Raw genomic sequence first — 26,617 nt, 5'->3', positions numbered from 1 at the left:
GTCGGTTGTTGGTGACCACTATAGATTGGCGCTCACGCACTCAATATGGGCGTTTCCCCAAGTGATTAATGCAGCGGCGCACTATCGGCTCGACTACCCGGATCTGGCGCTGATCCTCGCGCTGGTGCGCGGTGGCTCGCTGGCCCGCGCTTCGCAACTTTTAAAAGTAGACGTCTCGACCGTGTTTCGCGCCGTGCGCCGTCTCGAAGCCGCCCTCGGTCAGCAACTGTTCGAAAAAAGCCGTGCCGGTTACTTGCCGACGACGCTGGCGCAGACGCTCGCCGAGCAGGCCGAACGCGCTGAACAAGCCCTCGAAGCTGCGCGGATCGGTGTGGAGCAGGGCGGTGAAGTGGTCAGCGGCACGGTGCGCCTGACCTGCACCGACTCGGTGTTGCAAGGTTTGCTGCTGCCGGCGCTGGCGCAGTTCATGCCCAACTACCCGGCGCTGACCATCGAGTTGAGTACCTCCAACGATTTCGCCAACCTTAGCCGTCGTGACGCTGACATCGCCCTGCGCCTGACACGCACACCGCCGGAGCATCTGGTCGGACGGCAATTGGCGAAGATTTCCTACCGGGTCTGCGCCAGCGAACGCTATTTACAGCACGTCGACGCGTCAGATCTGGCCGCGCTGACCTGGATCGCCCCGGACGACTTTCTGCCCGATCACCCGACCATCGCCTGGCGTCGCCAGCAGTTGCCCGGTGTGACACCGGGTTATCGTTGCAACAGCATGCTTTCAGTCACGGAACTGGTGCGGGCCGGCCTCGGAGTTGCGGCGTTGCCGGATTTTCTGATCACCGACGGTTTGCGGGCCTTGAGCGAACCCTTGCATGGTTACGACACCGCGCTGTGGCTACTGACACGCCCGGATTGCCGGGCATTACGTTCGGTAGTCACGCTGTTCGATGAACTCGGGCGGGCGCTGCGTCTGCCCTGATCAGCGTTGCGGGTTCTGACACACATGCGCGTGCAGCTCGCGCGTCAGGCCTTCGATGCGTTCGGTCAGGCTCTTGGTCATCTCGGTGAGGCGCGTGTTCTGCTCCAGCAACTCGAGCAATTGCGCGGAGTTTTTCGCAGCCTCCGCCTGGCGTTCGGTGTTGGCTTGCGCCAGAGCTTCGCGGTGTTGCGCGTCGGCGTCCGATTGCGCCTTGTCGCGTGCAGCCTGACGGGTTTGTGCCAGCAGGATCAGCGGCGCGGCGTAGGCCGATTGCAGGCTGAACGCCAGATTCAACAGAATGAAGGGATAAACGTCGAATGTGGTCACGCCAAATACGTTGAGGCTGACCCACAACACCACGATCAGGGTTTGCGCACCGAGAAACATCGGCGTGCCGAAGAACCGCGCGAACGCCTCGGCACGCAGGGCGAAGGTGTCGTTGCCGAAGGTGGTGGCCAAATGGGCGTGCGGGCGATGGAAGCGCAGGTGATCGACAGGGGCGGGTGTTTCGGTTTTCTCGGAATTCATGGCGCTCTCGGCAGGGCATTGGGACGTCGCGTCACTATAGCCCTGCGCGCGTCGCCGAGTGACTCAACGCCACGCTGATGGTGTTGCGGCCGGTATGTTTGGCGGTGTACAGCGCCTTGTCGGCGTCATCCAGCCAGGCAATCGCATCACTGTAGTTCGGCTGAAACCGAGCCAGACCGATACTCAGGCTGACGCGCATTTCCGGCACATCCGGATGGCGGTATTGATCCAGTGCCTGACGCAGTTGCTCCATCAAAGACTCTGCTTTGTTCAGCGGCAGATCCGGCAGAATCACGCAGAACTCATCACCGCCGTAGCGCCCGGCCAGTTCACCGGCATCGAGCAGACGTTTAAGTTCGCGGCTCAATTGCTGCAGCACCGCATCACCGACGATATGGCCGTAGCTGTCATTGATCAGCTTGAAATGGTCGATATCAATCAGCGCCAGAATCGCTTGCGTATTGTGCTGACGGCATTGCTGAAACTTCAGGTGCAGCAGGTCTTTCCAGGCACCATGATTGAGCAATCCGGTCAGGCTGTCGGTGCGGCTCAGGGCGCTCAACGTGCGTTTGTGCTGGGCCAGTTTGATTGCCAATTGGTAACAGACCATGCCCACGGCCAGCGGATACAGCGTGAGCATCGGCAAGCAGGCCCAGACCTGGGTTTGCGTCATCATCGGGTTGAACTTGAAGCCGAAGATCAATCCACCGAGCAGCATGCCCGCGACTTGAGTGATGGCACCCAAGACAAACAGACGTCGACCACCGGCAGCGACGTTGTTCATGGTCATCATTGACAGGATGGTCACGGCGGTCAGCGGATTGAACTGACAACACGCGGCCCAGAAACCGCCGCACAGCGAGTCATACAACAGGTTGCGGCGTTCGGCCTGATAGGGGAATGCCGAGCGGGTCGATACTTGAAAGGCCAGATGCGGCCAGATAAACCCGTTGAACACCAACAGCACCCACAGCCAGGTCGGCATGTTCAGCGGATACAGTGCCGCGCCGACGCTGAAAAAACCAACACCGAGACCGATGGCCCGTGGCAGATAGATGCGTCTGGCGAATGACAAGCCTTTGCCGCGTTGGTTTTCCATGATGTCCTGCGCGCAATTCATCCTGAAATACTTTGCAGTATCTTTTTCAGGTTGACCGTCCGTCGGTCGATTGTCGGACATTGTCATTTATTCCAGCGGGAATAATCAGTGTCCTTTCGAGCCATTTAATCGATGAGACGCGCAAGACAGGGCCGTTTTAGAGCTGATAGCGCGCCAGAAACATCTCCAGCGCCGATTCGGCCACCGCATTCTGCATCTCGGCATCCAGCGGTGGCTGACCCAGCGACATCTGCGGCCAGAACCCAAAGGTCTTGAGCAACCCCTGCACCTGATGCGCGGCAAATTGCGGATCGACCGGTTTCAACCGGCCATCGGCCTGCGCGGCGCGAATCCACACGGTCAGTGCTTCCTCGCGTTCGCCCATACGCTCGACCATGTTTTGCGCACGCTCCGGAGAATGAATCGTCGCCGCGATTGCCACCCGCGCCAAGGTCAGAAAGTTTTCATCCGCCATCATCTGCACTTTGGCCAGCAGCATCTGCCACAACTGATCGCGCAGTGGCTGTTCAGGGTCATAGGTGACCGACTGTTCCGCGCTGATCCGCGTCCACAATTGATTGAGAATTTCGGCGAACAGCTCTTCCTTGCTGGGGAAATGGTTGTACACCGTGCGCTTCGACACCCCGGCGGTGGCCGCGATCTTGTCCATGCTGGTGATCTCGAAACCGTTGGCACGAAATTCGGCAATCGCCGCCTGAATGATCGCTTCGCGTTTACGGTCGGTGAGGCGCTGTGGAGCTGTCATAAGTACGCTTCGGCAGGTCAATAATGAAATTACACTTGGCAGTTTACTTGTCGGCGGCTTTGATGCAACCTAGAAACTACACCGACCAGTGTAATGTTGCGTTAATCCTCGCAACCTAAAAAACAGAAAGTTCGGCTGATGCGTGCGTGCCTTGGCCATTTATCGTCCCACCGTGAAATACCGCGAATTGCGCGGTTTTTCTGGAGTCATTCAGTCATGGCCAATCCAGTTTCCCTCCCGGATAAAATTTCCACGCCTGAAGCCTCTCGACAGGATCAAGGGCTGTTCCGCAATCATGCACCGGTTCAGCGCGAAGGCTTGCGCAAGATGCTGCGCATCATGTGGAACATGATCTTCCACAAACCGCGCAACACCCGGCCAGCCGCGCCGATTCCGGTACAACCGCTGACCCGTGAAGACCTGCTCGCGGCGCCAAACCACAGCGTCTATCGCCTCGGTCACTCGACCTTGCTGCTGAAGATGCAGGATAAATTCTGGATCACCGACCCGGTCTTCGCCGAGCGCGCCTCGCCGGTGCAATGGGCCGGCCCGAAACGCTTTCACCAGCCACCGATCAGCATCGACCAGTTGCCGCCGATCGAAGCGGTGATCCTGTCCCACAATCACTACGACCACCTCGATTACGAAGCCGTGCTCAGGCTGGCGGTCAAGACCAATCTGTTCCTCACGCCGCTGGGCGTCGGCGACACTTTGATCAAGTGGGGTATCGATGCCAACAAGGTCCGCCAGTTCGACTGGTGGCAGGGCACCGAAGTCGCCGGCATTCGCTTCATCGCCACGCCGTCGCAGCACTTCTCCGGTCGTGGTCTGTTCGACGGCAACAGCACGCTGTGGGCCTCTTGGGTGATGATCGACGGCGACACCCGGATCTTCTTCAGCGGCGACAGCGGCTACTTCGACGGCTTCAAGCGCATCGGCGAACAGTACGGCCCGTTCGACCTGACCCTGATGGAAACTGGCGCCTACAACGTCGAATGGCCGCACGTGCACATGCAACCCGAGCAAACCCTGCAAGCCCACCTCGACCTCAAGGGCCGCTGGCTGTTTCCGATTCACAACGGCACGTTCGATCTGGCGATGCATGCCTGGCATGAACCGTTTGACCGCATTCTGGCGCTGGCCTGGGAGCGCAGCGTTTCGATCACCACGCCGCAAATGGGTGAAGCGTTCAACATCGCTCAACCACAACGCGGGGATGCGTGGTGGTTGGGGGTTGAAGGGGAGAGTGGGGCGGTGGTGCAGAACGCCTGACGAGTGTTCGTGTTAGGCGAATACAACCTCAATACGCCCCTCTTTCCTTGATCGGGGGGCTGACTTCACTACGATCTGCACGTCTCGCCCAAGATGTGAAAGACATTCCATCATTTTGGCTTCACTGATGCCTCGAAATTTCCCTCGCAGCATTTCGGAAAGTTTCGGCTGAGATAGCCCTAGAATTTCAGAAGCCTGAATCTGAGTGAGATGGCGTGCCTTGATGATCTCGCCGATCTTTGCCGCGAGTTGCGACTTGACCTGCATTTCACTGGCATTGGGCAATTCGAGGTCTTGGTAGACGTTGCCGCTGCCTTCTTCAATTTCTATCATTTTCTGATCCTTTCGCGTGATCCTGAGCGGCTCGAAGTCTGCCTCGGATCAAATCGATGTCGGATTGGGCGGTTTTAATTCCGCTTGTCGACTTCTTCTGAAAACAGTGCAAAACGTAAATTGCACTGCCGAAACGAACCGTATAAATGGCGCGGTAGGTTCTTCGATCAGCTCTAGTACATCTGCGCCTCCAAACCCTTTCAGGGGTTTGGCATCTGGGTGCTTCAAGCCACTTTGGGCCAGATCCAGTGCATAACCAAAAACATCCTGTACGTCTGTGGGCATCTGCTTGAGATCTTTCTTGCTACTGCAGACCCACAAGAGTGGCTTCCTTGCACTCATGCGAAAATATACCTATTTAGGAATAAAAATCAACTTGTCCTTTCAATCAGCCATCGCATAATCCCCACGCCCGGCCGTTTCCGAAGCCATCGCGTTCAAACTCGCACTGCGTCCCGGCGCAAATCCGGGAAAGAACACCAATCCGCGCGATTCAAACCGATACGCCAGCGCCAGACGCGCCGCATCCGCCACCTCTTGCTGCGCTTCAAACCGCAGAATGTCGTCGACCGAAACCTCAGCTTCCCGCGATAGCTGATCCACGCTCCAGCCCAGCATCGCTCGGGCCTGCACGCAGTGAGTCGGGGTGAACTGGAAAAGGGCAATGCGTTCGAGGATGTGGTTCATCGCAAGAGAGGCCATGGTGTGCTCCGGGCTCAAGAGTGCTGATTGAAAATGTACTGTGTTTTTGTACAGTTGTTTTCGGCCGGGATCAAACGCATTTTTTGATTTGCGCTAATTTGCCGCCTCCAACCAGACGGACGGTGGCTGGCCGAGAATGCGCCGGAACATCGTCGAGAACGCCGCCGGGCTTTCATAACCGAAGTCCAGCGCAATACGCGTCACCGCTTTACCGGCGGCCAGTCGCGCCAGCGCCTGCACCACACAGGCCTGTTGCCGCCATTGGCTGAAGCTCAACCCGGTCTGCTGGCGAAACAGTCTGTTGAATGTGCGCAAGCTTATGTGTAACTGCTCGGCCCAGTGCTGTGGCGACTGATGGGCGTTCGGCTGATGAAGAAAGTTCTGACACAGCGTGAGGAGTTTTCCGTCAGATGGCAGCGGAATATGCAGCGGTAAAGGTGCGCTGCGTTGCAGTTCATGCAGTAACAAATCGATCAATACACCATCGCGACCGCTCGGGTCATACGTCAGCGGCACCTCCACCGCCTCCATCAGCAAGTGCCGCAGCAACGGCGAGACATTGATCACCTGGCAGCGCTCCTCCAGATCCACGGCACCCGGTTCGATATACACACTGCGAGTGCTCACTCCCAGCATCAACACCTCATGCGCCACCCCCGGCGGAATCCACACCGCCCGCTGTGGCGGCACGATCCAGTTGCCATCATGGGTGCTGACCTGCATCACCCCGGTCGCGCCGTACAGCAATTGCGCCCGTCGATGCGTATGAAAGGGCAGCAAGTGACCGTGGGAATAATCCGTACCAATCGCCACCACCGGGCGTGGTGTGTCATCCAGCAGATTGATCGAAACATTGCGCATCGAGTGGCATCCGGCAGTTGGCGTAAACGCAAACATTATTGGCTGACTTGCTGAAGCAGGCCAAGCGCTGCCGCTCTATCGTCGACCGCTCCCCACCCACGGACGACGCGCCATGTTCTATCTTCTGCTGACACTCTTCGGCTGCCTGACCGGCATCACCTCCGTGCTCTTTGGCTTCGGCGGCGGCTTCGTCGTCGTGCCGCTGCTCTACCGCATGCTCAACGCCAGCCACGGCGCCAACGATTCCATCGGCCAATCGGCAATGCACATCGCTGTCGCCACCTCGACCTGCGTGATGATCGTCAATGCGCTCATCGCCACCGACAAACACCGCCGCGCCGGTAACCTGATCGGTCATTACCTGTGGCCGCTCGGCGGCTTCATCGGACTGGGCGCGGTTATCGGCGCGATAGCAGCCGTGTGGGTCAGCGGTGAAGTCATCCGCTATGCCTTCATCGCCTACCTCGGCGTGACCATCATCGACTGCTTGCTCAGACGCGGATTTCTCACACACACGGAAGGCGTCATCCCACGCCGACTTGGCAATACAGAAACGTCCGGCGGAGGTGTAGGCATCGGCGCCATCGCGACGTTTCTTGGTGTAGGAGGAAGCGTCATGACCGTGCCGCTGTTGCGTCGTTGCGGGCTGAGCATGTCCCAGGCAACGTCCATGGCCAATCCGCTCAGCGTACCGGTGGCAGTGGCCGGAACGTTGACGTACATGGCAATGGCCGGTTTCAGCGAGACAGACCTGGGGCCATGGTTCGTCGGGTATGTGGACTTGCTGGCGTTTGCGGTGCTGACGCTCGGCTCGTTGTTGGGGATTCGACTGGCGACGCCGTGGATCGGACGGATTCCGGATCAAGTGCATGCGCGGGTGTATATTGGGTTGCTGGTTGTGGTGGTGCTGAGTATGTGGACGTAATGAGTTGATGCTTTGTATCGTTGAGGCATCAGACAACACATTCGAACGTTTCAAGAAAAAGTGCAGAGGGGAACCAGTTCGATGATTGAGAGTGACTGGTAGAAGTTCAAGGAACTGCGCAAGATTGCACTTGATCGATTTTGCCAAGGCGTTCTCGCCGACACCAAAACCATTACTCAGCACGGTGCTCTTTCGGCGCATTCCCGCTACGGCATGATTTACGGACTGATCAATGATCGGAATCGCGATATGGCTCGAATGTTCGATGGTCTCGCTCGATCCTCCGCGTCATGGAAATTGACCATGATGGTCTCGCATGACCTGCTGACTGACGCGGAGTTGTCGATATTGAGCGATGATGCCCGCAGGAAGTTTTCCGATATTGAGCGCCGACCCTACGAAATCGACTGGGTTGAAGAAACTGCTCATCACGACTGATTGATGCGACCCACACTGACTAGAGAACCGGGATGTTGATCTTCAATTGCACCGAAGCTGCCAGCAAGTTCTTCAGCCGCATCCATAAAGGCAAAAAGATTACACCGGTGGACAACAAACCGCCGTCGCCAGCCATCGAAGATGACGAGGCCAGCCGTTCCGTAGAGCAGTGGCTAGTCCATGCGATCACTGTGCAACGTAAGCACGTTTTGTTTGTTATCCATGTGAAAACCCGTTACTGCATGGTCTTCGCCGATGCGAAAAAGGCTGACGCAGAAGGTTTCGTTGCCTGGTTTGCTGATCGTTGGCGTGAAGGATTGATCCACGATGCGATCAATCATGGCCTTATGGATTGGGTCGATGCCGGCATCATGCCGGAGCGCATGGACCAAGGTTGTCGCGAGTACAGCTTTTATCGGCGCAGCCATCGCAGCGCACAAAAACACATTGATGAAATCGCCTGGTATTTTCAGGGCAGTGCAGCTGAATGGGGCTGTTTACCACAGGGTGAACGTGCAGCCATTGGTTTCGATGCCGCGATGAATGACACGCCCAGAAGCAGCAAAGGTCAGAAAGATACTTACTGGCCGAATGTTGAAATGGTCGCTCATTGGTTACGGGAATATTGCGCTGTTGATGAGGCGGGTATCGAAAGAGCCCTGGAGCGGCGTCTGGCGGCGTGGCGAGAGATCGAAGCTTTTCATTAAGCGCCAGGGTGCAGCCGAAATGTGCGGTTGCACTCGATTCTCCGCTTTAGCCTCGCCATAATCCGCGGTGTTTCTTTCGGGCGCCTGCTCGCTCACTCAAGGATGAATTGATGCATCGCGGATTGTTACGTTTTTCCGGCGTTTGTGTGCTCGCCGGTTTATTGCTCTCAACCCGGATATGGGCTGACAACAGCAAGCAGGTTTACACCGGCACATTGGGTAAAGCAGCGATTGTCCTGGAACTGGACACGCGCAATGGAGAGGGTCGTTACTTCTACAAAAAGTACCGCAGAGACCTTGCGCTCGACGGTAGCCGAGAGGGCGACGTACTGGAGATGGTTGAAGGCTCTCCAATGGACAGCGATTCGCGCCCGACCCTGCGATTGCAGCCCAGGCTCAACGGCTGGACCGGTGAATGGAATAGCCCGAGCGGTAAATCCCTCAAGGTCGAATTGCAACCCGCCACGATCCCCGACGTCCCCGACGGTGCATTGCCATACTTCGCCGAACTGCACGACAACTTCCCGTACGAATACCTGCGCCTGCAAGGTCTTCAACTTAAAAAGGGCAGCACCCAAACCTTCATGGGGTACACGCTGCAATGGTGGAGCGAGCCGACATCGGAGACATCGCTGTTTGAAGTGGTCTCGGGCTACTCCCCTGAAGAGCGTCAGCGCATCAATCAACAGTTGATGGGGCGTTTATGGGGCGAAGTCTTAGCGTATTTCAGTTGCTCGGGGAGCTACTCGCAATCCAGTCAGCCGCTGTGGATTGCGTCCTCTGTGATGAGTGTGCGCATTTCGACTGAATATTATTGCGGCGGCGCGTACCCGAATCAGATCAATGAATCGCTCAACCTTGATATCAAAACAGGGAAATTACTGACCCTTGAAGACGTTTTTTGGGTGGGCCAGGGCAAGCCATTGCATTACGAGTCTTACGAAGGATTTGTAGGGGCTTCTTCTGAGGACTATTACAATTACCGCTCCAAAGAATTCGCCCCTTGGCTCGTCACGCAGTTATTAAAACGCTATCCCAAAGAAATGACGGTGACGGCTGAAGGTGAAAACGACTGCGGTTACAACGAGCCAGAACCCTGGCAATTTCCTTCGTGGTACTTCTCGGAAAAAGGCATCACGTTTACACCGTCGTACCCGCATGTCTCAGCGGTTTGCGGATACGTCGAGTGGGGTCTCCTGCCTTATGATCAAGTCAAACAGCACCCCGGCGGCGTCGCACTGCAATTGCCCTGAATCGATGTTTAAACAGAACCTCGATTCCTGAGTCCATCCCCGCCATAATCCGCCCCGGCGTTCAAACCCCGGCGCTGCCTCCGCCTCTTTCAAGGAACGATCAATGCTCAAGGGACTGCTGCGCCTGGCGCCATACGCCGCTGCGCTGTTCACACTGATTTCCACTGCCCAGGCCGAAGATGGCCGGCAGGTATTCACCGGCACTCTGGGCAAGACACCCATCGTGGTGGAACTCAACACCACTCAACAGGATGAAGTGACCGGTCGTTACTTCTACGAGAAATATCATCGCGACTTGCCCCTGAGTGGCGCGCTACAGGGCAATACGCTGACCCTGACCGAAGGCAATAATCGCTACGGCGACGATAAACCACTGCCCACCCTGAAACTGGAAGAAACCGGTAATGGCTGGCAAGGCGAATGGCAAAGTCCGCAGGGTAAAAAGCTTTCGGTGAAACTGACCGAGGCCAAACTCCCTGCACCGCCCGCCAACGCTTTGCCGGTTATTGCCGCGCTGCCCAAGGGCGAAGCTTATGAATACTTGCGCCTGCAAGGACTCAAGCTCAAACCCACCAAGAAAGAAAATTTCATGGGCTACGACCTGCAATGGTGGACCGAGCCTGATTCGAAGATCTCCCTGTTCAGCGTGGAATCCGGTCTGCCGAAAGATGATCAGCAACGGGTTAACCAGCAATTACTGGGCAAACTGTGGCTTGAAGTGATCAGCTATCACAGCTGCCAACTTCAGGGTGGAGAAAACGTCGAGTTCATGCAGCAGGCAGAACCCAAGATGATTTCGCCAGCTGTCGTCAGCCTGAACATCTCCACCAGTTATTACTGTGGCGGCGCACATCCGGACTTCGGCGATGCTCCGCTTAACATCGACGTGAAAACCGGCCATCCACTGTCGCTGGAAGATGTGCTGTGGGTAGGTAAGGGCACGCCTATTCTGCATGCCGAGCGCGACAGCCTGGGCGACAAGCCTTTGAGTGAAGCGGAAAGTGGCGAGCGTTATCAGTATGAAAGCAAAGAGCTGGTGCCATGGATTATCAAGCAGTTCATCGCCCTGTACCCCGAGGAGATGAAGAAACCGACGCAAGAAGACGACTGCGACTTCCAGGAGGAAAGTATTTGGGGATCTTCACCTTGGTACTTCACCCCGAAGGGTTTGTACCTCGGCGCCTACTTCGCCCGCGTACAACGCTCTTGCGACAGACCCGACTGGTCAGTCTTGCCGTACTCAATCGTCAAACAACACCCCGGCGCCGTCAAACTGCAACTGCCCCAGGGTTAACCCTCACTCCAGACCCGGCGCTTCACGAATAATGAAGTGATCCAGGTTCTCGATATTGGCATTGAAGAACTCGAAAGGCTTTTCGGGGTTCTTCTTGCCGGGCACCTGCTTCAACTCCGGCGTCACCCCATAGAAGAAACAGAACAACGCCTTGTCGCTATCCGCCGCGTGCTTGATCTCCTCCAGAAACGCCTTGCGCTTGCGGTAGTTGTCGATCAGCTTCTTGTTCAGATAAACACTGACCGGATACGGCTTCTTCTTACTGTCCTCGGGCTTCTTGAACCAGACCTTGTCCACGAAATCGATGCGGAAACTGGCGCCGCTGTGGAAGTCCTCGATCTTCTTGATCCGCCCCCAGTAAATCAGCCCTTTGTTGTCCGTCAGATACTCGATTTTCTTGAAGAACGAACTGTAAGGCGCCGTGTGCTCACCGACCTTCAAAGGCATGCGCTTGAGCAACTCCTTGTCGGCGAAGTTCGAAACAAAACACTCCACCGGATGCGCAAACACGCTGGTCTTATCCGGCGCCGACTCACGACTCGCTGACTCTTTACCAGTGTCCGCCACCACCCGCACCGGATCATCGCGCAATACATCCGCCGCCACCGCAGGCGCGGCAGGCTTACGCACATACTCACGCCGGGTGAGCAACAACTCCGACGGGAAATGTTCCTCACGCCCGTCATCCACTTCGCCATCGGCCGTCTCAACGCCAGACGCTGAAGCCTTCAAACTCACATACGGACAACCCGCCACATGCTGCGTCGTGGGCAGATTCTTGAAGTGCGGCGTGCGCACGTAATTCACATTCTTGGCGTTGAACGTACCCAACTCATTGGAATCCTCGAACGCCGAACGACAGGCATCGTTGGGGCACTGGAAGTGTTCCTTCGCGGAATCAAACGCCACCGTCTCATCGAAATTGAGATCGCGAACGTCATAGATCGACAACTTGTCGTCGAGGCTGAGGCAGTAGGCGAGATCGAATTTCATGGTGGGGCTCGGATCCTTGAGTGGGGGAGGGGTATTAATAGCGGGAGGCGGCGCGGGTTGCACTGATTGTTTTCAGGATGATGCGGAATCTGTGGGAGCCAGCCTGCTGGCGATTGGTGGGATCAACCTAATCTCGAATCCAGACACCCACCCAGCAGCAACATATTGAATTGTGGTGAGGGGATTTATCCCCGTTGGGCAGCGAAGCTGCCCCATTTATTCCAAAACACAAAAAATCCGCTGCTTGGACCTCAAACAGCGGATCTTGAAACCCTCAGCAACCACGCAACAATCGCGAAGCCCTACGCCACCATGATTCCTGCCGATTGAACGGATCCTCCGCCAACAAACAAGGCATATCCCGCAACCGAATCCACGGCTCGTCCTGCCAGTGCAACGTACTAAGCGACATCTGCGGCCAACTCAAAACACTTAACGTCGGACGCTCAACCGAGCGCGCCGTACGAGCATCACGCAGAGCAGGCACAACCTGATGCGTCAGCCACTCACGAAGCTGCCGATGCTCAGGACAGTAGTGATAGATCAGCAGTGCATACACACCGGACTCACTCACCATCATGTGTTTCTCCGCTCCGCCATAGGTCTCCACGCGCATCATCTGCTGCTGATCAGCGTCGAGTTTACGTAATTGGCGCTCATCAAGATGTTTGCCCATCAACCGGCCCAGCTCATGGACACAGAACCACGCTTGGTTCTCAACTAGAAGGGCGTGCAGGTGGGTTTTGTTGCGGGTGAAACGAGTAGGAAGAAGTGGTTCAGACATGGCATGCCTCCTGATCAAGAGGCACGGGATTCGAACGGCGGGTACAGCGATTCACCTTCATCATGAAGGTTGGATAGTCAGGCATTTCCATTTACCTCTGGCTGCTTTCTTAGGGCATTCGTTAGGGTGTCGGGAGCTAAGAAACCCACCAGAGACGGGCCGGACATATTCCCCTTTCGGGTCTTGTATTCGCCCACTCCCGACATAACGGGATTTTTCGCAGACGTAGAGAAACCGCAGACGAAAAAAAGCCGCATGACTGTCGGGTGCGGAGAACCGCTCTGGTTTAAGGCGTTTCTTAGGCGCCGAATCGAAAGCCTACGGGCTCAGCGCTACACGGTCAACCGATCGATATCGATCAAATTGTTTCGAAGAGGTAACGCGAATTTTAAATGTTTAATTTGAAGATTTTTTGTATTTCAGTGCGTAAAAGCTCACGATTTTTCGTTTGGCATTCCCAAATGATTGCCACTCTCCATCCATCATTTTTGAGGGCTTCTTGCGCATTTTTATCTCGTTCAACGTTCTTCGCCAATTTGGGGAGCCAAAAATCCTGCCTACTTTTGGGTGTATATGCATATTTGCAATCAGTATGTCTATGCCAAAAACAGCCATGTACAAATATGCACAAACGATGTTTGGGGAACACCAAATCAGGTTTTCCGATTAGATCCTTCCTATGCAGACGATAACGAAGTCCCATTTCATGACATACCGAACGTACGGCCATTTCAGGCTGTGTATTTTTTCCCCTGATCATTGACATGATCTTGGAACGATGTGTCGGTGAGACTATATCTGCACTCATAAGATTTTTTCGTCGTCTCCGCGAATCGACTTTAAGACGGATGCGTTTTGGGAGGGGGTAGTCCAAGGCGTCCTCTTGGTAAGCCTAGTGGTTTTCGAGATCCTATCTGAATTTAGTTTTCGAAAGCGGGCGCCGATTTTGGCAAGGACACTCCATGAACGACGTAGTCTGTCTTACTCGGGAAGTTTTACCCTTTAGCCTCAGTTGTAGTGCTCTTCCTTTACGCGCTTCTGACAAGTAGATATTGTGGATGGCATTGCGCCACCGTTAATCCATTTTGGTATGCCAAGAACCAAATGATTTCTTTGAGTCACGTCTGTTGGATGGCTATCGGTAAGATCCTTCAATACCAAGCTGTAGGGCGTGCGAAATTGGCAAGCGGATCAAAGACAAGGAGTCGGCTCTGAAAGCAAAAAATACTTGTAGCAAGCTCATCATCGCGAAAGCAACGGTTGAGGTGAATGCATGGGTGTGTGGGTAGCGCTATGGCTAAGCTGAACCCTTTGCTTCGCATGGCAGTCATTGCCGGTGTTGAGGTTGCAGTTAAACTCCACATCAGACGGGGTGACAACCTCGATGCTAGCGATGGGAGTGGCGCAACCCCTCTAATGCTGGCCTCCGCTCGCAAGAAAGCGGGTGTTGTGCGGCTGCTGTTGGCGGCCGGAGCAAACCCACAGTTGCTCGACCCCAACGGCAAGTCTGCCCTTGAATATGCACAGAAGGGCGAGTGTTCCCAATGTATCTCTCAGTTAAGAGATGCACTTGAGTACCCCGTACGAGCGAATCATTACGACGTAAACGGAGAGCTCCTAGCTCATTTCGGCGGTAAGCCGGGAGAGCTATTTCATCTACGCCAATCGAACGAGTCTCCGCGTCAATCCTCGGACAGTGAAACGCCCGCGTCCAGATTTCAGATTGAGGAGGTAGTTCTGTCTGTACATCCTCCAGTTCTTGGTCCCGGTAATAGTGAGGAGCAGAGTTGCATCGTCGTGAATGAAGTGGCGGCGTACTCAAGTCTGATTGATCTTGACGACGAACCTCTCGATTTAGGGTTCGAAGATGAGTGGATGGTCGAGTCGGAAGCGGTTGCCCCCAAGGGAGACGCAAACGTAGCTAAAGCAATCGTTGAATTGCAAAGAGCGATGAGGCATCACAAGGCCATCGACACTGATATGGGGTGGGATGATGTCGATCTGTTTCTGCCAGAAAGGGCACATCCTTTAGAGATTAGTGATGGCGATGAAATCCGCGGTTTGCTCTTCCGAGGTTTGCGCGAAGGCACCGTATCTGAGACAGCTCTTATCGATTTATGTCTTAAGCCTGAATTCTCCAGTAATGAGAGTTTTCGGCGTCTTCTGACTATTGTATTAGGCGACCTTGGCGTCGTAATTGATGAATGGGAGAGAGACGACGAACAATCCGATCTTCTCGATCCTACAATGGACGAAGACGTCACACTATCAGAGGCCATGGAATTTGCAGCAGACCTCTCGTCAGGCCGCAATGAGCCGCTAAGATTTTATGCAAAGGGGTTGAAAAAAGAGTTGCTCGGGGCAGCAGAAGAAATTTCTTTAAGCCGCGAGATGGCGGAAGCAAAAGCGCAAGCCCTGGATGAGCTTTCGTGCTGGCAATCGGGGCTTCATGTCGTTTTTGATGCTGCTGACAAGGTTGCGCTCGGGGAGGCAAGTCACGAGCAGTTCATGTCCCGAGATGATCTTCTAGGAGACTATGAGGGACTGGAGCGCAATAGTGAGATATCTGCGAGTGAGGAAGTTTATCAGGCGGACGAAGAGTTCGGACTTGATCCTATCGCATCATCCTTTGTCGCTGCAGTTTCAGCTGCTCGCTCTGCCGGCAACGACTCATCGAAAACCCGTGATGCACTTATTGCCGCTAATCTTTCCCGAATTTTTCTTATCGAACTTTCGAGAATTGCAAATTGTGATTTGGCTGGTGCAGGATTCGTTTCTGCAATTCAACGCCAAGAGGCTGCGCGGAAGATGATGATTGTTTCCAATCTTCGTTTGGTACTTTCTATAGCCAATAAGTATCGATGGTCCGAGCTGCCTTTTGATGATCTTGTGCAAGAAGGCAATATAGGTCTGATGAGGGCCGTTGAGCGCTACGACTGGCGTAAAGGATTCAGGTTTTCTACCTATGCTACTTGGTGGATTCGCCAGCAAATTACGCGTGCAATTGCCAATCAAGAGCGGGCGGTCCGTGTTCCTGTTCATATGCAAGATTTGGCGAGAGGTGTTTTACGAGAGCGGGATAAATTTGAGTTTCAGATGGGTGGGGCTGAAAGTGAGCGGAGTACGTCTGATCGAACAGGTATAGCTCTCGACAAACTCAAAATCCTTTTGACGGTATTTGAGAAGGTCAGCAGTCTGGACGAACCTATTGAAGAAAACTCAAGATCGTTGGTTGATCTCTTGGTAGAAGAAGAACCATCAGACCCGGCGATTGCAGCAGAAAATGCTTCCTTAAGGGAAATTCTGCTGAGCATGATTGGAGAACTCGACGAGCGTTCGGCCAAGGTTATAACTCTCCGTTTTGGCTTAGGCCAAGATGACGCCATGACCTTGGAAGAGATCGGTTGCCTATTTGATGTCACTCGTGAACGTATTCGACAGATTGAGTCAAAAGCGCTTAATAAACTATGTCATCCGATAAGAATGGAAAAGTTGATCTTGTATGTAGGCGACTACTTCGAGATGAAACAGTTCCGTTCCTCAGGGGGGCAGCTAGAATCCGACTCAGTTCAATCTGCTGAGCACAGCGGTAAAATTAAGACAAGTAAATCGTTAGCTGTGAGGGAGGGCGAAGTCTAGATGAGGCTGCTTTATCCGGGGCTCCGACAAAGACAAGTATTCTTTCACGAGCGATTTTTATTCGATCTTCTAGACTAGGGCTCTTGGCCTTTGTGTTGAAAAGGAAGCTTCCTGTGACAGGCGAACTCATGCATCGCTGCCAGCACAGCTAGATGATCAGGTTCGTAGGATAGCCCGCCGTATGGCTGATGTGGGCTTCACACTTCTTTCTGGAACTACTTATTTCAAATGAACGAACGCACCAGGTATGCCCCTCCGCGAGCCAGCGCGATGTTGGAAGCCCTACGTGGCCTTGGATACTCGACCTCCTCAGCATTAGCTGATGTGATCGACAACGGTGTTTCCGCCGGAGCGTCTGAAATACATGTAACGTTCACTTGGGATGGTGACAAAAGCCGGATTTCGATTTTGGACAATGGGCGAGGTATGGACGACGCTGAGTTAGAGGTTGCAATGACTCTTGGTGCAAAATGCCCACTTGATGATCGTGCGTCGAATGATCTGGGTCGTTTTGGGATGGGCTTGAAAACCGCGTCCTTTTCTCAGTGCCGCCGTCTCACTGTTGCATCTCGACAAATGAATGGGCCTCTTTCCTGTCTGCGATGGGATCTCGATGCCATAGCAGCATCGAGGGACGTTGGATGGAGAATGTTTGAGGGGGCAGCTCATGGTTCCGAAGCTTTCGTTGAGCCTGCTTATTCCTCGCCCTCCGGAACAATAGTTCTCTGGGAAAACCTGGACCGAATCGTTACGCCTGGCTATACCTCTGATCATTTTGCCGACTTGATAGACGATGTTGAGCTACGTTTGGCAATGGTTTTTCATCGATTGCTAGAGGGGGCGAACCCAGTTTTCCGGCTATACCTCAACAGCAAGATAGTTAATCCATGGGATCCCTTTATGACGGGGCATCCTGCGAAGCCATGGCATTCGCCAGTGGCCAGAATCCACACGCCTTCAGGCATCGTGGAAGCTCAGTGTCACGTGTTACCACATAAAGATAGACTGTCTGAAGAGGAATTCAGTAGGTCGGGTGGGGCAGAGGGATGGACCTCTCAACAAGGATTTTATGTATATCGCAATCATCGCCTGCTTCTTGCCGGCGGATGGCTAGGAATTGGGCAAGGCCGTGCATGGAACCGAGAGGAGCCTCATCGGCTTGCTAGGATTAGGTTGGACATACCTAATACAGCCGATTCCGATTGGAAGATTGACGTTAAGAAATCCACCGCCCGGCCTCCTGTAACAGTGCGTCCGTGGCTTACGAAATTGGCTGAAGATACGAGAGAAAGAGCCAGAAGGGTATTTGCTTTTCGCGGCACGCAAATGCCTGGGCTTGGGGGAGTTAAGATTGAGCAACAAGCATGGCGTGTCGATAGGCTGAAGGATGGTGTTCGTTACCGCATTGATCAGCGGCATCCGGCCGTGGCCGCAGTAATTGAGGCTGTGGGTGGTAATGCAAACCTTGTGAAAGCCATGCTACGGGTTGTCGAGGAAACTGTGCCTGTGCAACGGATATGGCTCGATACAGCCGAGAATAAGGAAACGCCGCGCACCGGGTTTGAGGGGGAGCCCAACGCGGCAGTGATCGAAGTTGCAGGCGTACTTTTTAATGACTTGATCGAACGTAAGGGGTTAAGCATAGAAGATGCTCGTAAATCGATGCTTCGTACTGAGCCATTTCAAAAGTACCCAACACTGATTGCCAAATTAGGTGAAAACGAATGACCTCAGCGGAAGAGATAGCTGCGCAACTAGAGCTACTGGAAAATGTGATCGCTACAGCGCAAAGACTGGTAAAAACCGAGAAGGATAAGTCAAAAGTTACCCCAACCTTTATTGCCGATAAGGTTCGGCTCGCGGCGGAAATGTTCTCCGGTGATTCATCTTTTATAGTGGATCAAGGAAAGGTCGTAGCCACGCTCATCCAGCGTTTCAGCCACTGGATCGGCAAATCGACCACGCTTAAAGACAACGCGGGGCACTTTGACTGGCTCACAGCCACGCGTAAACGAGATTGGCAATACTGGCGGCGTTATGAAGACTATTTGGAGTCTAAACTTTCCGACACAGTGGTCGAAGGAATTGATGAGGCTACTGATGACATCCTTGGCCTGTTGGAAGATCCGCAGCGTGGAGATGACTGGGATCGCAGAGGCCTTGTGGTCGGACACGTGCAATCCGGGAAAACCAGCAATTACTCAGGGCTTATTTGTAAGGCCGCCGATGCTGGCTATAAAATAATCATAGTGCTAGCGGGTATGCACAACAACCTGCGCTCGCAAACCCAAATGCGGCTAGAGGAAAGTTTCCTAGGCTACGAGACGACCATTGACCGTGATCCGGGCATGCCCATTGGCGTTGCGGAATTCGGCGAAGACCTAAAGACCAACTCTGCGACCACGCGAGCAGAGAACGGCGACTTCAACAACGCTATCGCTAAACATTTCCATGGTATTTCTCCTGAAGAGCGGCCGTGGCTTTTTGTGGTTAAGAAACAGAAATCTGTCTTAACTGCCCTGTTGAATTGGATACAAAAACGGGTAGCCGATAGCACCGATGCAAGTAATGGACGAAAGCTCGTCACAAAGCTACCTCTATTGATGATCGACGACGAAGCAGATAACGCCTCGGTTGATACAGGTGAGCAGATGTTCAACGACGACGGCACGCCGGATGAGGAGCACCATCCTAAAACTATTAATAGCCTCATACGCCAATTACTACACGCATTCTCACGTAAAGCCTATGTCGGTTACACGGCTACGCCCTTTGCAAACATTTTCATTCATCACAAAGGCGCTACGGCTAAGGAAGGCCCGGACCTTTTCCCTAGGTCTTTCATAATTAACCTGGCCGCTCCTTCCAACTACGTTGGTCCTGCCCGCATGTTCGGCAAAATGACTAAGGAAGGACGCAAAGGCGCGCTTCCCCTCTCACGAAATATCGCGGATCACTATGATGCTGAGTCGGATTCGGGATGGATGCCACCCAAGCACAAAAAGACACATGTTCCTACGTACAAAGGGCAGGAAATCATTCCACCGTCCTTGAACGAGGCAATATGCGCTTTTGTGCTGGCTTGTGCCGTGCGAGAGCTACGCGGCCAAGATGGTCAGCACAATTCGATGCTAGTGCACGTTACCCGCTTCGTGGACGTGCAAAGTCATGTACGCGAACAAATTGAGGCGGCCGTGCGTCGCATGCGCCAAAAAATCACTCGCCGTATTGATGCTCAAGAGCAAATTGAGCAGCTGCGCAATCTTTGGGAGCACGATTTTCTTCCGATTCGTGATGAAGTGGTAAAACTTTCTCCTGTTGAGGATTGCCCCCCAGAGATGCCTAGCTGGGATGACATCCTTGCAGTCCTGCCTGATGTGCTGAATGACATAGAAGTCCGTTCCATCAACGGCACGGCTAAGGACGCGCTGGATTATGCGACACCCGGCGCGGTGCTGAAGGTAATTGCTGTTGGTGGTGACAAGCTTGCCCGTGGTCTGACGCTGGAGGGGCTGTGTGTGAGCTACTTCGTGCGTACGACAAAGATGTACGACACCCTCATGCAAATGGGACGTTGGTTCGGCTATCGTCCAGGCTATCTTGATCTATGTCGCCTATACACCTCTGCTGATCTGGTGAAGTGGTTTGGGCATATTGCCGATGCTTCGGAGGAACTACGGGAAGAATTCGATTTTATGGCTGAAGCGAAGCTGACGCCGGAGCAATACGGGCTTAAGGTAATGTCGCATGAGGTACTTACTGTCACCTCTCCGTTGAAAATGAGAAACGCGCAAACGCTTTCGTTGACTTATAGCGGGACTCGACCACAGACCATCCTATTTCATCGTGACGCCAAGATTCAGCAACAGAATCTTGACGCTACCGACACTCTAATCAGGTCACTTGGCAATTCATGGGAGAACTCGCCAAAGCACGATCGCGATGGTGAGCCAGACTCATGGCCAAATGCGCGTCTTTGGAAGGACGTAAACGTATCTGATGTTCTAACGTTCCTTGGCGCTTATGTGACGCATCCGAATGCCACCAGTGCCAAATCTGTTTTGCTATCGGAATTCATAACCAAGATGGTCGGTACCGGGCAATTGACGAAGTGGAGCGTCGCTTTGCTCGGCGGTGGTAACGGCGTCGGTGATCAGCACGAATTCCCCGGAGGCGAACCTTCGAGCAGTTATTCGATCCGTAAGACTGAGGACTCTGTCGATCCTCAAAGGGTTGATCAAAAGAGTTTTGCTATAGGCGTGCTCACCGACCCAAAAGATGAGGGTATTGACCTAAGCGATGATGCTTGGCGAGAGGCACTAGCTCTTACTCGTGCGGCTTGGAAACCTGAACCTTCACGCGGACGAACCTCGTTGCCGAACTTCCCGAGTGGCAAAGGCATTCGCGAAACTCGCGGAAGACTTGGTGGAGATGTGGACCGTGGATTGCTTTTGCTCTATCCGCTAACACCGCATTTTTACAAGGAAAAGACGCCTGAACGATTGATCGTTCCGGGGTGGAGCAAGCCTATTATGGCTTTTGCCATCGCGTTCCCTAGCAGTGACAATCCAATTAGCGTGGAATACGAAGTTAACCTCCTCTACTGGATGCAAGAATATGGTCCGTCCGAATAAAGAGTTTCTGCTTGCATGGTCGTCATTGTCCGGAAACGACATTATACCTGGCTGGCAGGTTATTTCCCTCGCTCCTGCAGGCCCTGTCGAAGTACAAGCAGGACGACGATCACCGTCCAACGTCGAGGCGATATTGTTCTGCTTTCCGACGGCCAAGCTGCCTCGCACAGAAAAATTGCCTGAAGGGCAGGGCTTTTTGGTAGAGCGAGCCGAACAATTAAATTCTCCAGGATTTAGGCTCGCACTCACTCGAAAAGAAGCTGGAAGTATTCAACTCTTCACTGCGATGGTTTGTGATGTCGTTGGTGCATTAGACGAGACTGCAGCTACTGGCGTTGACGAAACTAAACTGTTGCGAGTTTTAATCGGTCGAGTATTTGCTTGGAAGCAGTTCATGTCGCGCGGTGCGAATCCTCTGAGTATTGAGGCAGAACTCGGCCTGATAGGCGAACTCAATTTCATGATTGCTCTCCTAGAAATAGGAGTCTCGGTTGAAGAGGTCCTTAAAGGCTGGGTGGGGCCAGATGACGCTCCACAAGATTTCCTATTGGGAGATGGTGCGTTTGAAGTCAAGGCGACGATGTCCACGTCTGGCTTCCCTGTGAGAATAACTTCTCTTGAGCAATTGGACGACTCCGTAGCGTCGCCTCTCTTTCTCTCCGCGGAGCGTTTCTCGCGTGAGGAGGGCGGGCAAACTCTTCCCGAGTTAGTCGTGAAAACTGAGCTACGGTTAGGTGGAGAACTTGGAACTGTTAACTTTCTAAGAGAAAGGCTTATGGTTGCTGGTTATTTCGAAGGACACTCAAGTCACTACACAAGAAAATTCGAATCGAAAGAAAGGCGGGTTTTTTCTATATCTAAAGGCTTCCCGAGATTGACACCCGGGACTGTTCCCGTTGGAGTCAGTCGGGCCCTCTATGAAATCAATCTAGACTACGCCGGAGATTTCCTATTGAGCCTCGATGTAGCACTGAAACAACTAGGAGTGAAGGGATGACGCTAGATGATTTTTTCGCAGAGACTCGGAGCGAGATAGCGATCCAGATGTTAGACGGCGCCACCTTTGGTGAGCTCGTTTTTTCCGAGGTGGTAATGCAGCACCTTGTTGACGCTGGAATGACTTTCGATCCAGTTGTTTGCCATTTTCAAGGGAAGGTAGGGAACGCAAATTTACGCTTAAGCGGATATGCGATGTCAGAGGACGCTGACCAGCTTGACCTTTTCGTAAGTCTTTACGAGGGCTTCGAAAGCCTAAGCCCGATCTCCGATCAAGACATCAAAACAGCAGCGGCCCAATGTGTTCGCTTCTTAGAGCTTTGCGCAGCCGGGCGCATCGCCGAAAAACTCGATCCCTCAAGTGATGTCCATTCACTTGCATTGACGATCCGCGAAATTTATGACGAGCTGGAGCAGGTTCGTGTCTACGTACTTGCAGACGGTATTGCAAAATCGAAGAGTTTCAAGCCCAGAGACGTTGGCGGGAAGCATGTGAAACTTGAAGTCATGGATATGGAAAGGCTTTATCGACATCGTTCGGAAGGTAAGCCGCGTGATGAACTTGTAATCGATTTCAATGAGGTTTCCGGGTCTCCGCTTCCGTGCGTATTTGTGCCAGGAGAGACTGGCGATTATGACTACGCTCTTACTGCGATCCCAGGAGAAGCACTCCGGTTTATTTATGAGAAATTTGGCCCTCGGTTACTCGAAGCTAACGTACGCTCCTTCTTAAGTGTGAAGGCGAAAGGCGTGAACGCAGGATTGCAGAACACTTTGCGGAGTGCACCTGAAAGATTCATGGCTTATAACAATGGGATTGTATTAGTCGCGGACGAGATGCGGTTGGATCGCGCTGGGGATGGATCGCCTGGTATTGCATGGTTACGTGGTATGCAAATCGTAAATGGAGGTCAAACCACTGCTTCAATTTTCTTTGCCAAAAAGAAATATGCGGATACAGATCTGAGCAAGGTTCGCGTCCCAGCTAAAATCATCGTAATGAAAGAGCAAGATCCAGCGAAAGAAGAGGCGCTTGTCTCTGATATTTCGCGGTATGCAAACAGTCAGAATGCTGTTCGGCAATCAGATCTATCAGCTAATAAGCCGTTCCATGTTGATATCGAACGGTTGTCTCTTTCTGTTTATTGCCCTGATGGAATGGGAAGGTGGTTTTACGAGAGGGCTGCGGGCAGTTACAACACTCTGCTCTCCCGAGAAGGTACTACTCCAGCTAAGCTTCGAGCTCTGAGGGATTCCGTACCAACCTCAAGGAAAATTACAAAAACTGAGTTGGCTAAGTATTCAACTGCATGGGATGGATACGCTGACATTGTTAGTCTTGGCGCACAGAAGTGCTTTGATCGGTTTATGTTTGGTGTGACTGACGCTGAGGCTAAAAGCACTTCCTTTAGTCCGGATGTCTCCTATTTTAAAGCTATCGTCTCGAAAGCTTTGTTATTTAAGGCTGTTCACAAAACTGCGCGGCCATTAGTGCCTGCTTTTTTAGCAAACGTTGCAGCATATACTGTTGCATTGATTTCCAAAACTTACGGGAAGTCTTTCAGTCACGAGCGAGTTTGGAGTAAGCAGGGAGTTTCCCCTCAGCTTGTTAAGCAAATTGAAATATGGGCGCGGGAAGTCAATGACCGTCTTCATGAGACAGCGAACGGCAGGATGATCTCTGAATGGGCAAAGCGTCCAGAGTGTCGGGAGGCTATGTTCTCTCGACCGTTCTCTTTGCCGTTGGAAGATATTCCTGAGGCGTTGTAATAATTGTTTTAACCCAGAAGATCTTCAAGCCATTGGAGAAGGGTGAGTAGATTTATACCTCCGTTGTCGGAGGCAGGTCAGAAATTAAACTCTATTTTGAGTTCCTGCCTCCGAAACTACTGGTTGCCTTTGGTCGACAGCCTATCCGACTCGATCAAATACTAGTTGATGTTTAGCCGTTTTTTCCTGATCGATACGAGTCGATGATCGCAGCAACAACTGCCGCGATTTTTCTGGCAAGAAGCGGGGGTACTGCGTTTCCGATTTGAGTGTACTGCTGTGTTCTGGTTCCTTCGAAGAAATAATTGTCAGGAAAAGTCTGCAATCGAGCAGCCTCTCGAACAGTCAGGCTTCGGCACTGGCTTGGATCCGGGTGAATGTAGTAATGACCATCTTTAGCTATGTGGGCGACCACTGTAGTTGAAGGGCCAGATGCTATTTGAACTCTGAAGCGGTCGTTAAAGGGAACCGAGTCGGAGGTGACATTTTCATGTGCTGGTAGGAGCCGCGCAGGAAATTGATGAATTTTGGGTGAGGTGCCATTCAAAGTTGCGTAGCTTGCTGCAAATATATATCTATGAAGGTCGGAGCGCATATGGCCTCTAGCCTCGTGCTGCAATACTCCCTTCAATCGTGAGTCGAGGAACCATTCGCGCTGCTTTGTATTCATTTCTGGAAATATTTTCCAAGGTATGAATCTATTGCCGCTAGAAGTCAGCTTATTTGCGTCTTTAGCGGCATTTTTCATAGCATCTATTAATTTTCCCTGACCAACTTCATAGGAAGGAAGAACCAAAGAGCTAGCTTCCTCCAGAGTGGAAAGCCAAGCTTCGAGGGAGTCTCCCCCCCTGGAAATTTTGCTCCGAATTGGAGGGAGTCCTGATAAAGCCTGACCAACTGTGAAAGTCGTTTTGCTAGGCTCCATGACAAGCCCTTTCTGATTTTCCAGTAGCGCTCGGCAATTCGAGGCAACGTCAGAGCGGACTCCAAGTAAGATAACCCTGTGCCGAGCCTGCGGAAGACCGTAACGTTCTGCTTGAATAATAAAATCGTGTGGATCGGGTCTATCCGCATTTTTAGGGACAACTAAGGAGCGGATGTTATACGAAAGACCGTCACCAGGAGTCGACAGATCCTCGAGAATTTGCTCGAAAATATTCGAGCCGCTGTGCTTCGAGGACAATATGCCCTTCACATTCTCCATGACGAAGATCGTTGGTTTGAACTCGCGAATAATCCGCAGATATTCTTTGTAGAGAAAGTGCTTCTCATCGCTTTCAAACTCTTCTTGGCTTTCGCGTGTTCGACGGGAACGCCCAGCTAAGGAGTATGCTTGGCACGGAGGTCCACCAATTAGAACCCATTCGTCTGCACCTACCAGTGCTTTTCTAATCCAATTGTCCACTTCATCGGGCGATATTTTACCAAGCTCCGCGAGTTTGGCTTCTTGCGAAGCTTCCACTGCTTCCGCTGGTACGTCTTTATGTTTGAAAAACTCTTCACGAGTGATATCACCGCGAACATAGTCGTAGTAAGCCTCGGGCACTTCGCCCTTCGGAAAAGAGCGGAACAATGCCCGGAGCGACAGAGTAGCGTGAGCGACAGGATCTTTCTCGATCGAGACACGAAGCTGGAACTTACGGATTCCTTTCTCATGGCCACCGATTGAAGAGAATCCCTCACCGAGTCCGCCCGGGCCAGCAAAGAGGTCGATGACCGGAATAGATTCCTTATATTTCATTGAATTATTCGATGCGCCTAAGACAAAAATAATAAAAGCGCATGCAGCGCTTAAAGAAGTCGTATCCCCAAAGAGGCACGCACTATGTTCGATAAATGGTAACGGTTCACTAGGTGGTGGGCAAGAAATGAACCTTGGGCAGAGGATCAAAACAATACCGGATGTACGCGGAAAAGCGTCCAGTCATTTGCCTTTATTAGGCAATGCCCATAATCGTCAAATTAACGTTACGGTTGGTATGGTTTTAGGTGGGTGACGGATGGGTATCGGTTTCAAGTGGGGTAGTATTTTTGACGTCTACGTATGAGGTAGTGAGCACCTATTTCCCATAAAAAAGCCCCGATCAGATCGGGGCTCTTTGCTTTCTCGACTCGCCGACTCAAACCGCAATCGTCAAATCATGCCGAGCGAGACTATTAGTCCCAGCTAAGCGCCCCACCAGTCTGATACTCAATAACCCGAGTCTCAAAGAAATTCTTCTCTTTCTTCAAGTCCATAATCTCGCTCATCCAAGGGAATGGGTTAGTCGTCCCTGGGTACTCTTCCTTCAAACCAATCTGGCTCAAACGACGGTTAGCGATGAACTTCAGGTAGTCCTCCATCATCGCCGCGTTCATGCCCAATACGCCGCGAGGCATGGTGTCACGCGCGTATTCGATCTCCAGCTGCGTACCCTGCAGGATCATCTGGGTCGCTTCTTCTTTCATTTCGGCATCCCACAGGTGCGGGTTTTCGATTTTGATCTGGTTGATCACGTCGATGCCGAAGTTCAGGTGCATGGATTCGTCGCGCAGGATGTATTGGAACTGCTCGGCGACGCCGGTCATTTTGTTGCGGCGGCCCATGGAGAGGATTTGGGTGAAGCCGCAGTAGAAGAAGATGCCTTCCAGACCGCAGTAGTAGGCGATCAGGTTGCGCAGCATCTCTTTGTCGGTGTCCGGG

At 52.9% G+C, this 26,617-nt stretch carries 23 protein-coding genes and 1 pseudogene; 12 read left to right on the top strand and 12 right to left on the bottom strand.

Annotated elements, in window-relative coordinates; genetic code table 11:
• Positions 1 to 25 precede the first annotated feature (25 nt).
• Positions 26 to 940 carry a LysR family transcriptional regulator gene (locus tag ACIONG_RS20820; protein ID WP_401302466.1) on the top strand — a complete coding sequence of 305 codons (915 nt, stop codon included), beginning with the start codon at positions 26 to 28 and terminating at the stop codon, positions 938 to 940.
• Here ACIONG_RS20820 and ACIONG_RS20815 read toward each other — a convergent pair whose 3' ends face one another.
• The 3 genes from ACIONG_RS20815 to ACIONG_RS20805 form a co-directional block, all read right to left on the bottom strand.
• A complete protein-coding gene (locus ACIONG_RS20815; protein ID WP_401302442.1) occupies positions 941 to 1,468 on the bottom strand; it encodes a DUF1003 domain-containing protein in 528 nt (175 codons plus the stop codon).
• Positions 1,469 to 1,502: 34 nt separating this feature from the next.
• Positions 1,503 to 2,567 carry a diguanylate cyclase gene (locus ACIONG_RS20810; RefSeq protein ID WP_401302440.1) on the bottom strand — a complete coding sequence of 355 codons (1,065 nt, stop codon included), beginning with the start codon at positions 2,565 to 2,567 and terminating at the stop codon, positions 1,503 to 1,505.
• Positions 2,568 to 2,724: 157 nt separating this feature from the next.
• Positions 2,725 to 3,333, bottom strand: coding sequence for a TetR/AcrR family transcriptional regulator (locus tag ACIONG_RS20805; RefSeq protein WP_401302438.1), 609 nt, complete (start codon positions 3,331 to 3,333; stop codon positions 2,725 to 2,727).
• Positions 3,334 to 3,549: 216 nt separating this feature from the next.
• Between ACIONG_RS20805 and ACIONG_RS20800 the strand changes: the two genes are divergently transcribed.
• Positions 3,550 to 4,605, top strand: coding sequence for an MBL fold metallo-hydrolase (locus ACIONG_RS20800; RefSeq protein WP_103304047.1), 1,056 nt, complete (start codon positions 3,550 to 3,552; stop codon positions 4,603 to 4,605).
• A 12-nt stretch (positions 4,606 to 4,617) separates the two neighbouring features.
• On the opposite strand, the gene ACIONG_RS20795 is transcribed toward ACIONG_RS20800, so the two are convergent.
• From ACIONG_RS20795 to ACIONG_RS20780, 4 genes and pseudogenes are all read right to left on the bottom strand, one after another.
• Positions 4,618 to 4,938 (bottom strand): helix-turn-helix domain-containing protein, encoded by a 321-nt coding sequence (locus ACIONG_RS20795; protein ID WP_047295878.1) that lies wholly within the window; start codon positions 4,936 to 4,938, stop codon positions 4,618 to 4,620.
• Positions 4,925 to 5,280: pseudogene (locus tag ACIONG_RS20790) on the bottom strand (type II toxin-antitoxin system RelE/ParE family toxin). Before ACIONG_RS20790 ends, ACIONG_RS20795 begins: the two are co-directional and overlap by 14 nt.
• A 42-nt stretch (positions 5,281 to 5,322) precedes the next feature.
• The gene (locus ACIONG_RS20785; protein ID WP_401302435.1) at positions 5,323 to 5,640 is read right to left on the bottom strand and encodes an XRE family transcriptional regulator; all 318 of its coding nucleotides are present in this window, start codon (positions 5,638 to 5,640) and stop codon (positions 5,323 to 5,325) included.
• 93 nt (positions 5,641 to 5,733) lie between these two features.
• Positions 5,734 to 6,501 (bottom strand): AraC family transcriptional regulator, encoded by a 768-nt coding sequence (locus tag ACIONG_RS20780; protein ID WP_401302433.1) that lies wholly within the window; start codon positions 6,499 to 6,501, stop codon positions 5,734 to 5,736.
• 112 nt (positions 6,502 to 6,613) lie between these two features.
• Here ACIONG_RS20780 and ACIONG_RS20775 point away from each other — a divergent pair, with 112 nt between their 5' ends.
• The 5 genes from ACIONG_RS20775 to ACIONG_RS20755 all read left to right on the top strand — a co-directional run bounded on the left by ACIONG_RS20775 (position 6,614) and on the right by ACIONG_RS20755 (position 11,118).
• Entirely contained in the window at positions 6,614 to 7,426 is an 813-nt protein-coding gene (locus ACIONG_RS20775) for a sulfite exporter TauE/SafE family protein (protein ID WP_401302431.1), read from the top strand.
• Between the two features lie 303 nt (positions 7,427 to 7,729).
• Entirely contained in the window at positions 7,730 to 7,864 is a 135-nt protein-coding gene (locus tag ACIONG_RS20770; protein WP_401302429.1) for a hypothetical protein, read from the top strand.
• Between the two features lie 32 nt (positions 7,865 to 7,896).
• The gene (locus ACIONG_RS20765) at positions 7,897 to 8,571 is read left to right on the top strand and encodes a DUF6933 domain-containing protein (protein ID WP_103304052.1); all 675 of its coding nucleotides are present in this window, start codon (positions 7,897 to 7,899) and stop codon (positions 8,569 to 8,571) included.
• A gap of 110 nt (positions 8,572 to 8,681) precedes the next feature.
• Entirely contained in the window at positions 8,682 to 9,824 is a 1,143-nt protein-coding gene (locus tag ACIONG_RS20760) for a hypothetical protein (protein ID WP_401302427.1), read from the top strand.
• A 103-nt stretch (positions 9,825 to 9,927) separates the two neighbouring features.
• A complete protein-coding gene (locus ACIONG_RS20755; protein WP_401302425.1) occupies positions 9,928 to 11,118 on the top strand; it encodes a hypothetical protein in 1,191 nt (396 codons plus the stop codon).
• Positions 11,119 to 11,121: 3 nt separating this feature from the next.
• Here the strand turns inward: ACIONG_RS20755 and ACIONG_RS20750 are convergent, their stop codons facing one another.
• The 3 genes from ACIONG_RS20750 to ACIONG_RS20740 form a co-directional block, all read right to left on the bottom strand.
• Positions 11,122 to 12,111 carry a hypothetical protein gene (locus ACIONG_RS20750; protein WP_401302423.1) on the bottom strand — a complete coding sequence of 330 codons (990 nt, stop codon included), beginning with the start codon at positions 12,109 to 12,111 and terminating at the stop codon, positions 11,122 to 11,124.
• Between the two features lie 274 nt (positions 12,112 to 12,385).
• Positions 12,386 to 12,895: a Bro-N domain-containing protein gene (locus ACIONG_RS20745; protein ID WP_401302421.1), complete on the bottom strand. Its 510-nt coding sequence runs from the start codon at positions 12,893 to 12,895 to the stop codon at positions 12,386 to 12,388.
• A 388-nt stretch (positions 12,896 to 13,283) separates the two neighbouring features.
• Positions 13,284 to 13,703, bottom strand: coding sequence for a very short patch repair endonuclease (locus ACIONG_RS20740; RefSeq protein WP_401302419.1), 420 nt, complete (start codon positions 13,701 to 13,703; stop codon positions 13,284 to 13,286).
• 485 nt (positions 13,704 to 14,188) lie between these two features.
• Here ACIONG_RS20740 and ACIONG_RS20735 point away from each other — a divergent pair, with 485 nt between their 5' ends.
• The 5 genes from ACIONG_RS20735 to ACIONG_RS20715 all read left to right on the top strand — a co-directional run bounded on the left by ACIONG_RS20735 (position 14,189) and on the right by ACIONG_RS20715 (position 23,934).
• Positions 14,189 to 16,534, top strand: a complete 2,346-nt coding sequence (locus ACIONG_RS20735) for a sigma-70 family RNA polymerase sigma factor (RefSeq protein ID WP_401302417.1) — start codon at positions 14,189 to 14,191, stop codon at positions 16,532 to 16,534.
• 270 nt (positions 16,535 to 16,804) lie between these two features.
• Positions 16,805 to 18,262 carry an ATP-binding protein gene (locus ACIONG_RS20730; protein WP_401302415.1) on the top strand — a complete coding sequence of 486 codons (1,458 nt, stop codon included), beginning with the start codon at positions 16,805 to 16,807 and terminating at the stop codon, positions 18,260 to 18,262.
• Positions 18,259 to 21,168, top strand: coding sequence for a Z1 domain-containing protein (locus ACIONG_RS20725; protein WP_401302413.1), 2,910 nt, complete (start codon positions 18,259 to 18,261; stop codon positions 21,166 to 21,168). The genes ACIONG_RS20730 and ACIONG_RS20725 overlap by 4 nt, the downstream gene beginning before the upstream one ends.
• Entirely contained in the window at positions 21,152 to 22,165 is a 1,014-nt protein-coding gene (locus tag ACIONG_RS20720) for a PD-(D/E)XK motif protein (protein ID WP_401302411.1), read from the top strand. The genes ACIONG_RS20725 and ACIONG_RS20720 overlap by 17 nt, the downstream gene beginning before the upstream one ends.
• Entirely contained in the window at positions 22,162 to 23,934 is a 1,773-nt protein-coding gene (locus ACIONG_RS20715) for an AIPR family protein (protein WP_401302409.1), read from the top strand. The genes ACIONG_RS20720 and ACIONG_RS20715 overlap by 4 nt, the downstream gene beginning before the upstream one ends.
• A 172-nt stretch (positions 23,935 to 24,106) precedes the next feature.
• Here ACIONG_RS20715 and ACIONG_RS20710 read toward each other — a convergent pair whose 3' ends face one another.
• Together ACIONG_RS20710 and ACIONG_RS20705 are read right to left on the bottom strand one after the other, a co-directional pair.
• Entirely contained in the window at positions 24,107 to 25,675 is a 1,569-nt protein-coding gene (locus ACIONG_RS20710; RefSeq protein WP_401302407.1) for a DNA cytosine methyltransferase, read from the bottom strand.
• 416 nt (positions 25,676 to 26,091) lie between these two features.
• Positions 26,092 to 26,617: ribonucleotide-diphosphate reductase subunit beta (locus ACIONG_RS20705; RefSeq protein WP_401302405.1), on the bottom strand; the 526-nt coding region annotated here is incomplete at its 5' end.

It is taken from the genome of Pseudomonas sp. NPDC087817, assembly GCF_044742875.1.
Lineage (GTDB): Bacteria > Pseudomonadota > Gammaproteobacteria > Pseudomonadales > Pseudomonadaceae > Aquipseudomonas.
Note: the sequence above shows the minus strand (reverse complement) of the source record. Positions and strands in the feature narration are given on the sequence as shown.

Excerpts from the sequence above, each read along its gene's own strand:
- ACIONG_RS20720 (WP_401302411.1), top strand. The coding sequence starts at position 21,152 with ATGGTCCGTCCGAATAAAGAGTTTCTGCTTGCATGGTCGTCATTGTCC.
- ACIONG_RS20735 (WP_401302417.1), top strand. The coding sequence starts at position 14,189 with ATGGCTAAGCTGAACCCTTTGCTTCGCATGGCAGTCATTGCCGGTGTT.
- ACIONG_RS20765 (WP_103304052.1), top strand. The coding sequence starts at position 7,897 with ATGTTGATCTTCAATTGCACCGAAGCTGCCAGCAAGTTCTTCAGCCGC.
- ACIONG_RS20745 (WP_401302421.1), bottom strand. The coding sequence starts at position 12,895 with ATGTCTGAACCACTTCTTCCTACTCGTTTCACCCGCAACAAAACCCAC.
- ACIONG_RS20755 (WP_401302425.1), top strand. The coding sequence starts at position 9,928 with ATGCTCAAGGGACTGCTGCGCCTGGCGCCATACGCCGCTGCGCTGTTC.
- ACIONG_RS20725 (WP_401302413.1), top strand. The coding sequence starts at position 18,259 with ATGACCTCAGCGGAAGAGATAGCTGCGCAACTAGAGCTACTGGAAAAT.
- ACIONG_RS20740 (WP_401302419.1), bottom strand. The coding sequence starts at position 13,703 with ATGAGTGCAGATATAGTCTCACCGACACATCGTTCCAAGATCATGTCA.
- ACIONG_RS20730 (WP_401302415.1), top strand. The coding sequence starts at position 16,805 with ATGTTGGAAGCCCTACGTGGCCTTGGATACTCGACCTCCTCAGCATTA.
- ACIONG_RS20795 (WP_047295878.1), bottom strand. The coding sequence starts at position 4,938 with ATGATAGAAATTGAAGAAGGCAGCGGCAACGTCTACCAAGACCTCGAA.
- ACIONG_RS20810 (WP_401302440.1), bottom strand. The coding sequence starts at position 2,567 with ATGGAAAACCAACGCGGCAAAGGCTTGTCATTCGCCAGACGCATCTAT.
- ACIONG_RS20780 (WP_401302433.1), bottom strand. The coding sequence starts at position 6,501 with ATGCGCAATGTTTCGATCAATCTGCTGGATGACACACCACGCCCGGTG.
- ACIONG_RS20710 (WP_401302407.1), bottom strand. The coding sequence starts at position 25,675 with ATGAAATATAAGGAATCTATTCCGGTCATCGACCTCTTTGCTGGCCCG.
- ACIONG_RS20815 (WP_401302442.1), bottom strand. The coding sequence starts at position 1,468 with ATGAATTCCGAGAAAACCGAAACACCCGCCCCTGTCGATCACCTGCGC.
- ACIONG_RS20760 (WP_401302427.1), top strand. The coding sequence starts at position 8,682 with ATGCATCGCGGATTGTTACGTTTTTCCGGCGTTTGTGTGCTCGCCGGT.
- ACIONG_RS20805 (WP_401302438.1), bottom strand. The coding sequence starts at position 3,333 with ATGACAGCTCCACAGCGCCTCACCGACCGTAAACGCGAAGCGATCATT.
- ACIONG_RS20775 (WP_401302431.1), top strand. The coding sequence starts at position 6,614 with ATGTTCTATCTTCTGCTGACACTCTTCGGCTGCCTGACCGGCATCACC.
- ACIONG_RS20715 (WP_401302409.1), top strand. The coding sequence starts at position 22,162 with ATGACGCTAGATGATTTTTTCGCAGAGACTCGGAGCGAGATAGCGATC.
- ACIONG_RS20750 (WP_401302423.1), bottom strand. The coding sequence starts at position 12,111 with ATGAAATTCGATCTCGCCTACTGCCTCAGCCTCGACGACAAGTTGTCG.
- ACIONG_RS20800 (WP_103304047.1), top strand. The coding sequence starts at position 3,550 with ATGGCCAATCCAGTTTCCCTCCCGGATAAAATTTCCACGCCTGAAGCC.
- ACIONG_RS20770 (WP_401302429.1), top strand. The coding sequence starts at position 7,730 with ATGATGGTCTCGCATGACCTGCTGACTGACGCGGAGTTGTCGATATTG.
- ACIONG_RS20785 (WP_401302435.1), bottom strand. The coding sequence starts at position 5,640 with ATGGCCTCTCTTGCGATGAACCACATCCTCGAACGCATTGCCCTTTTC.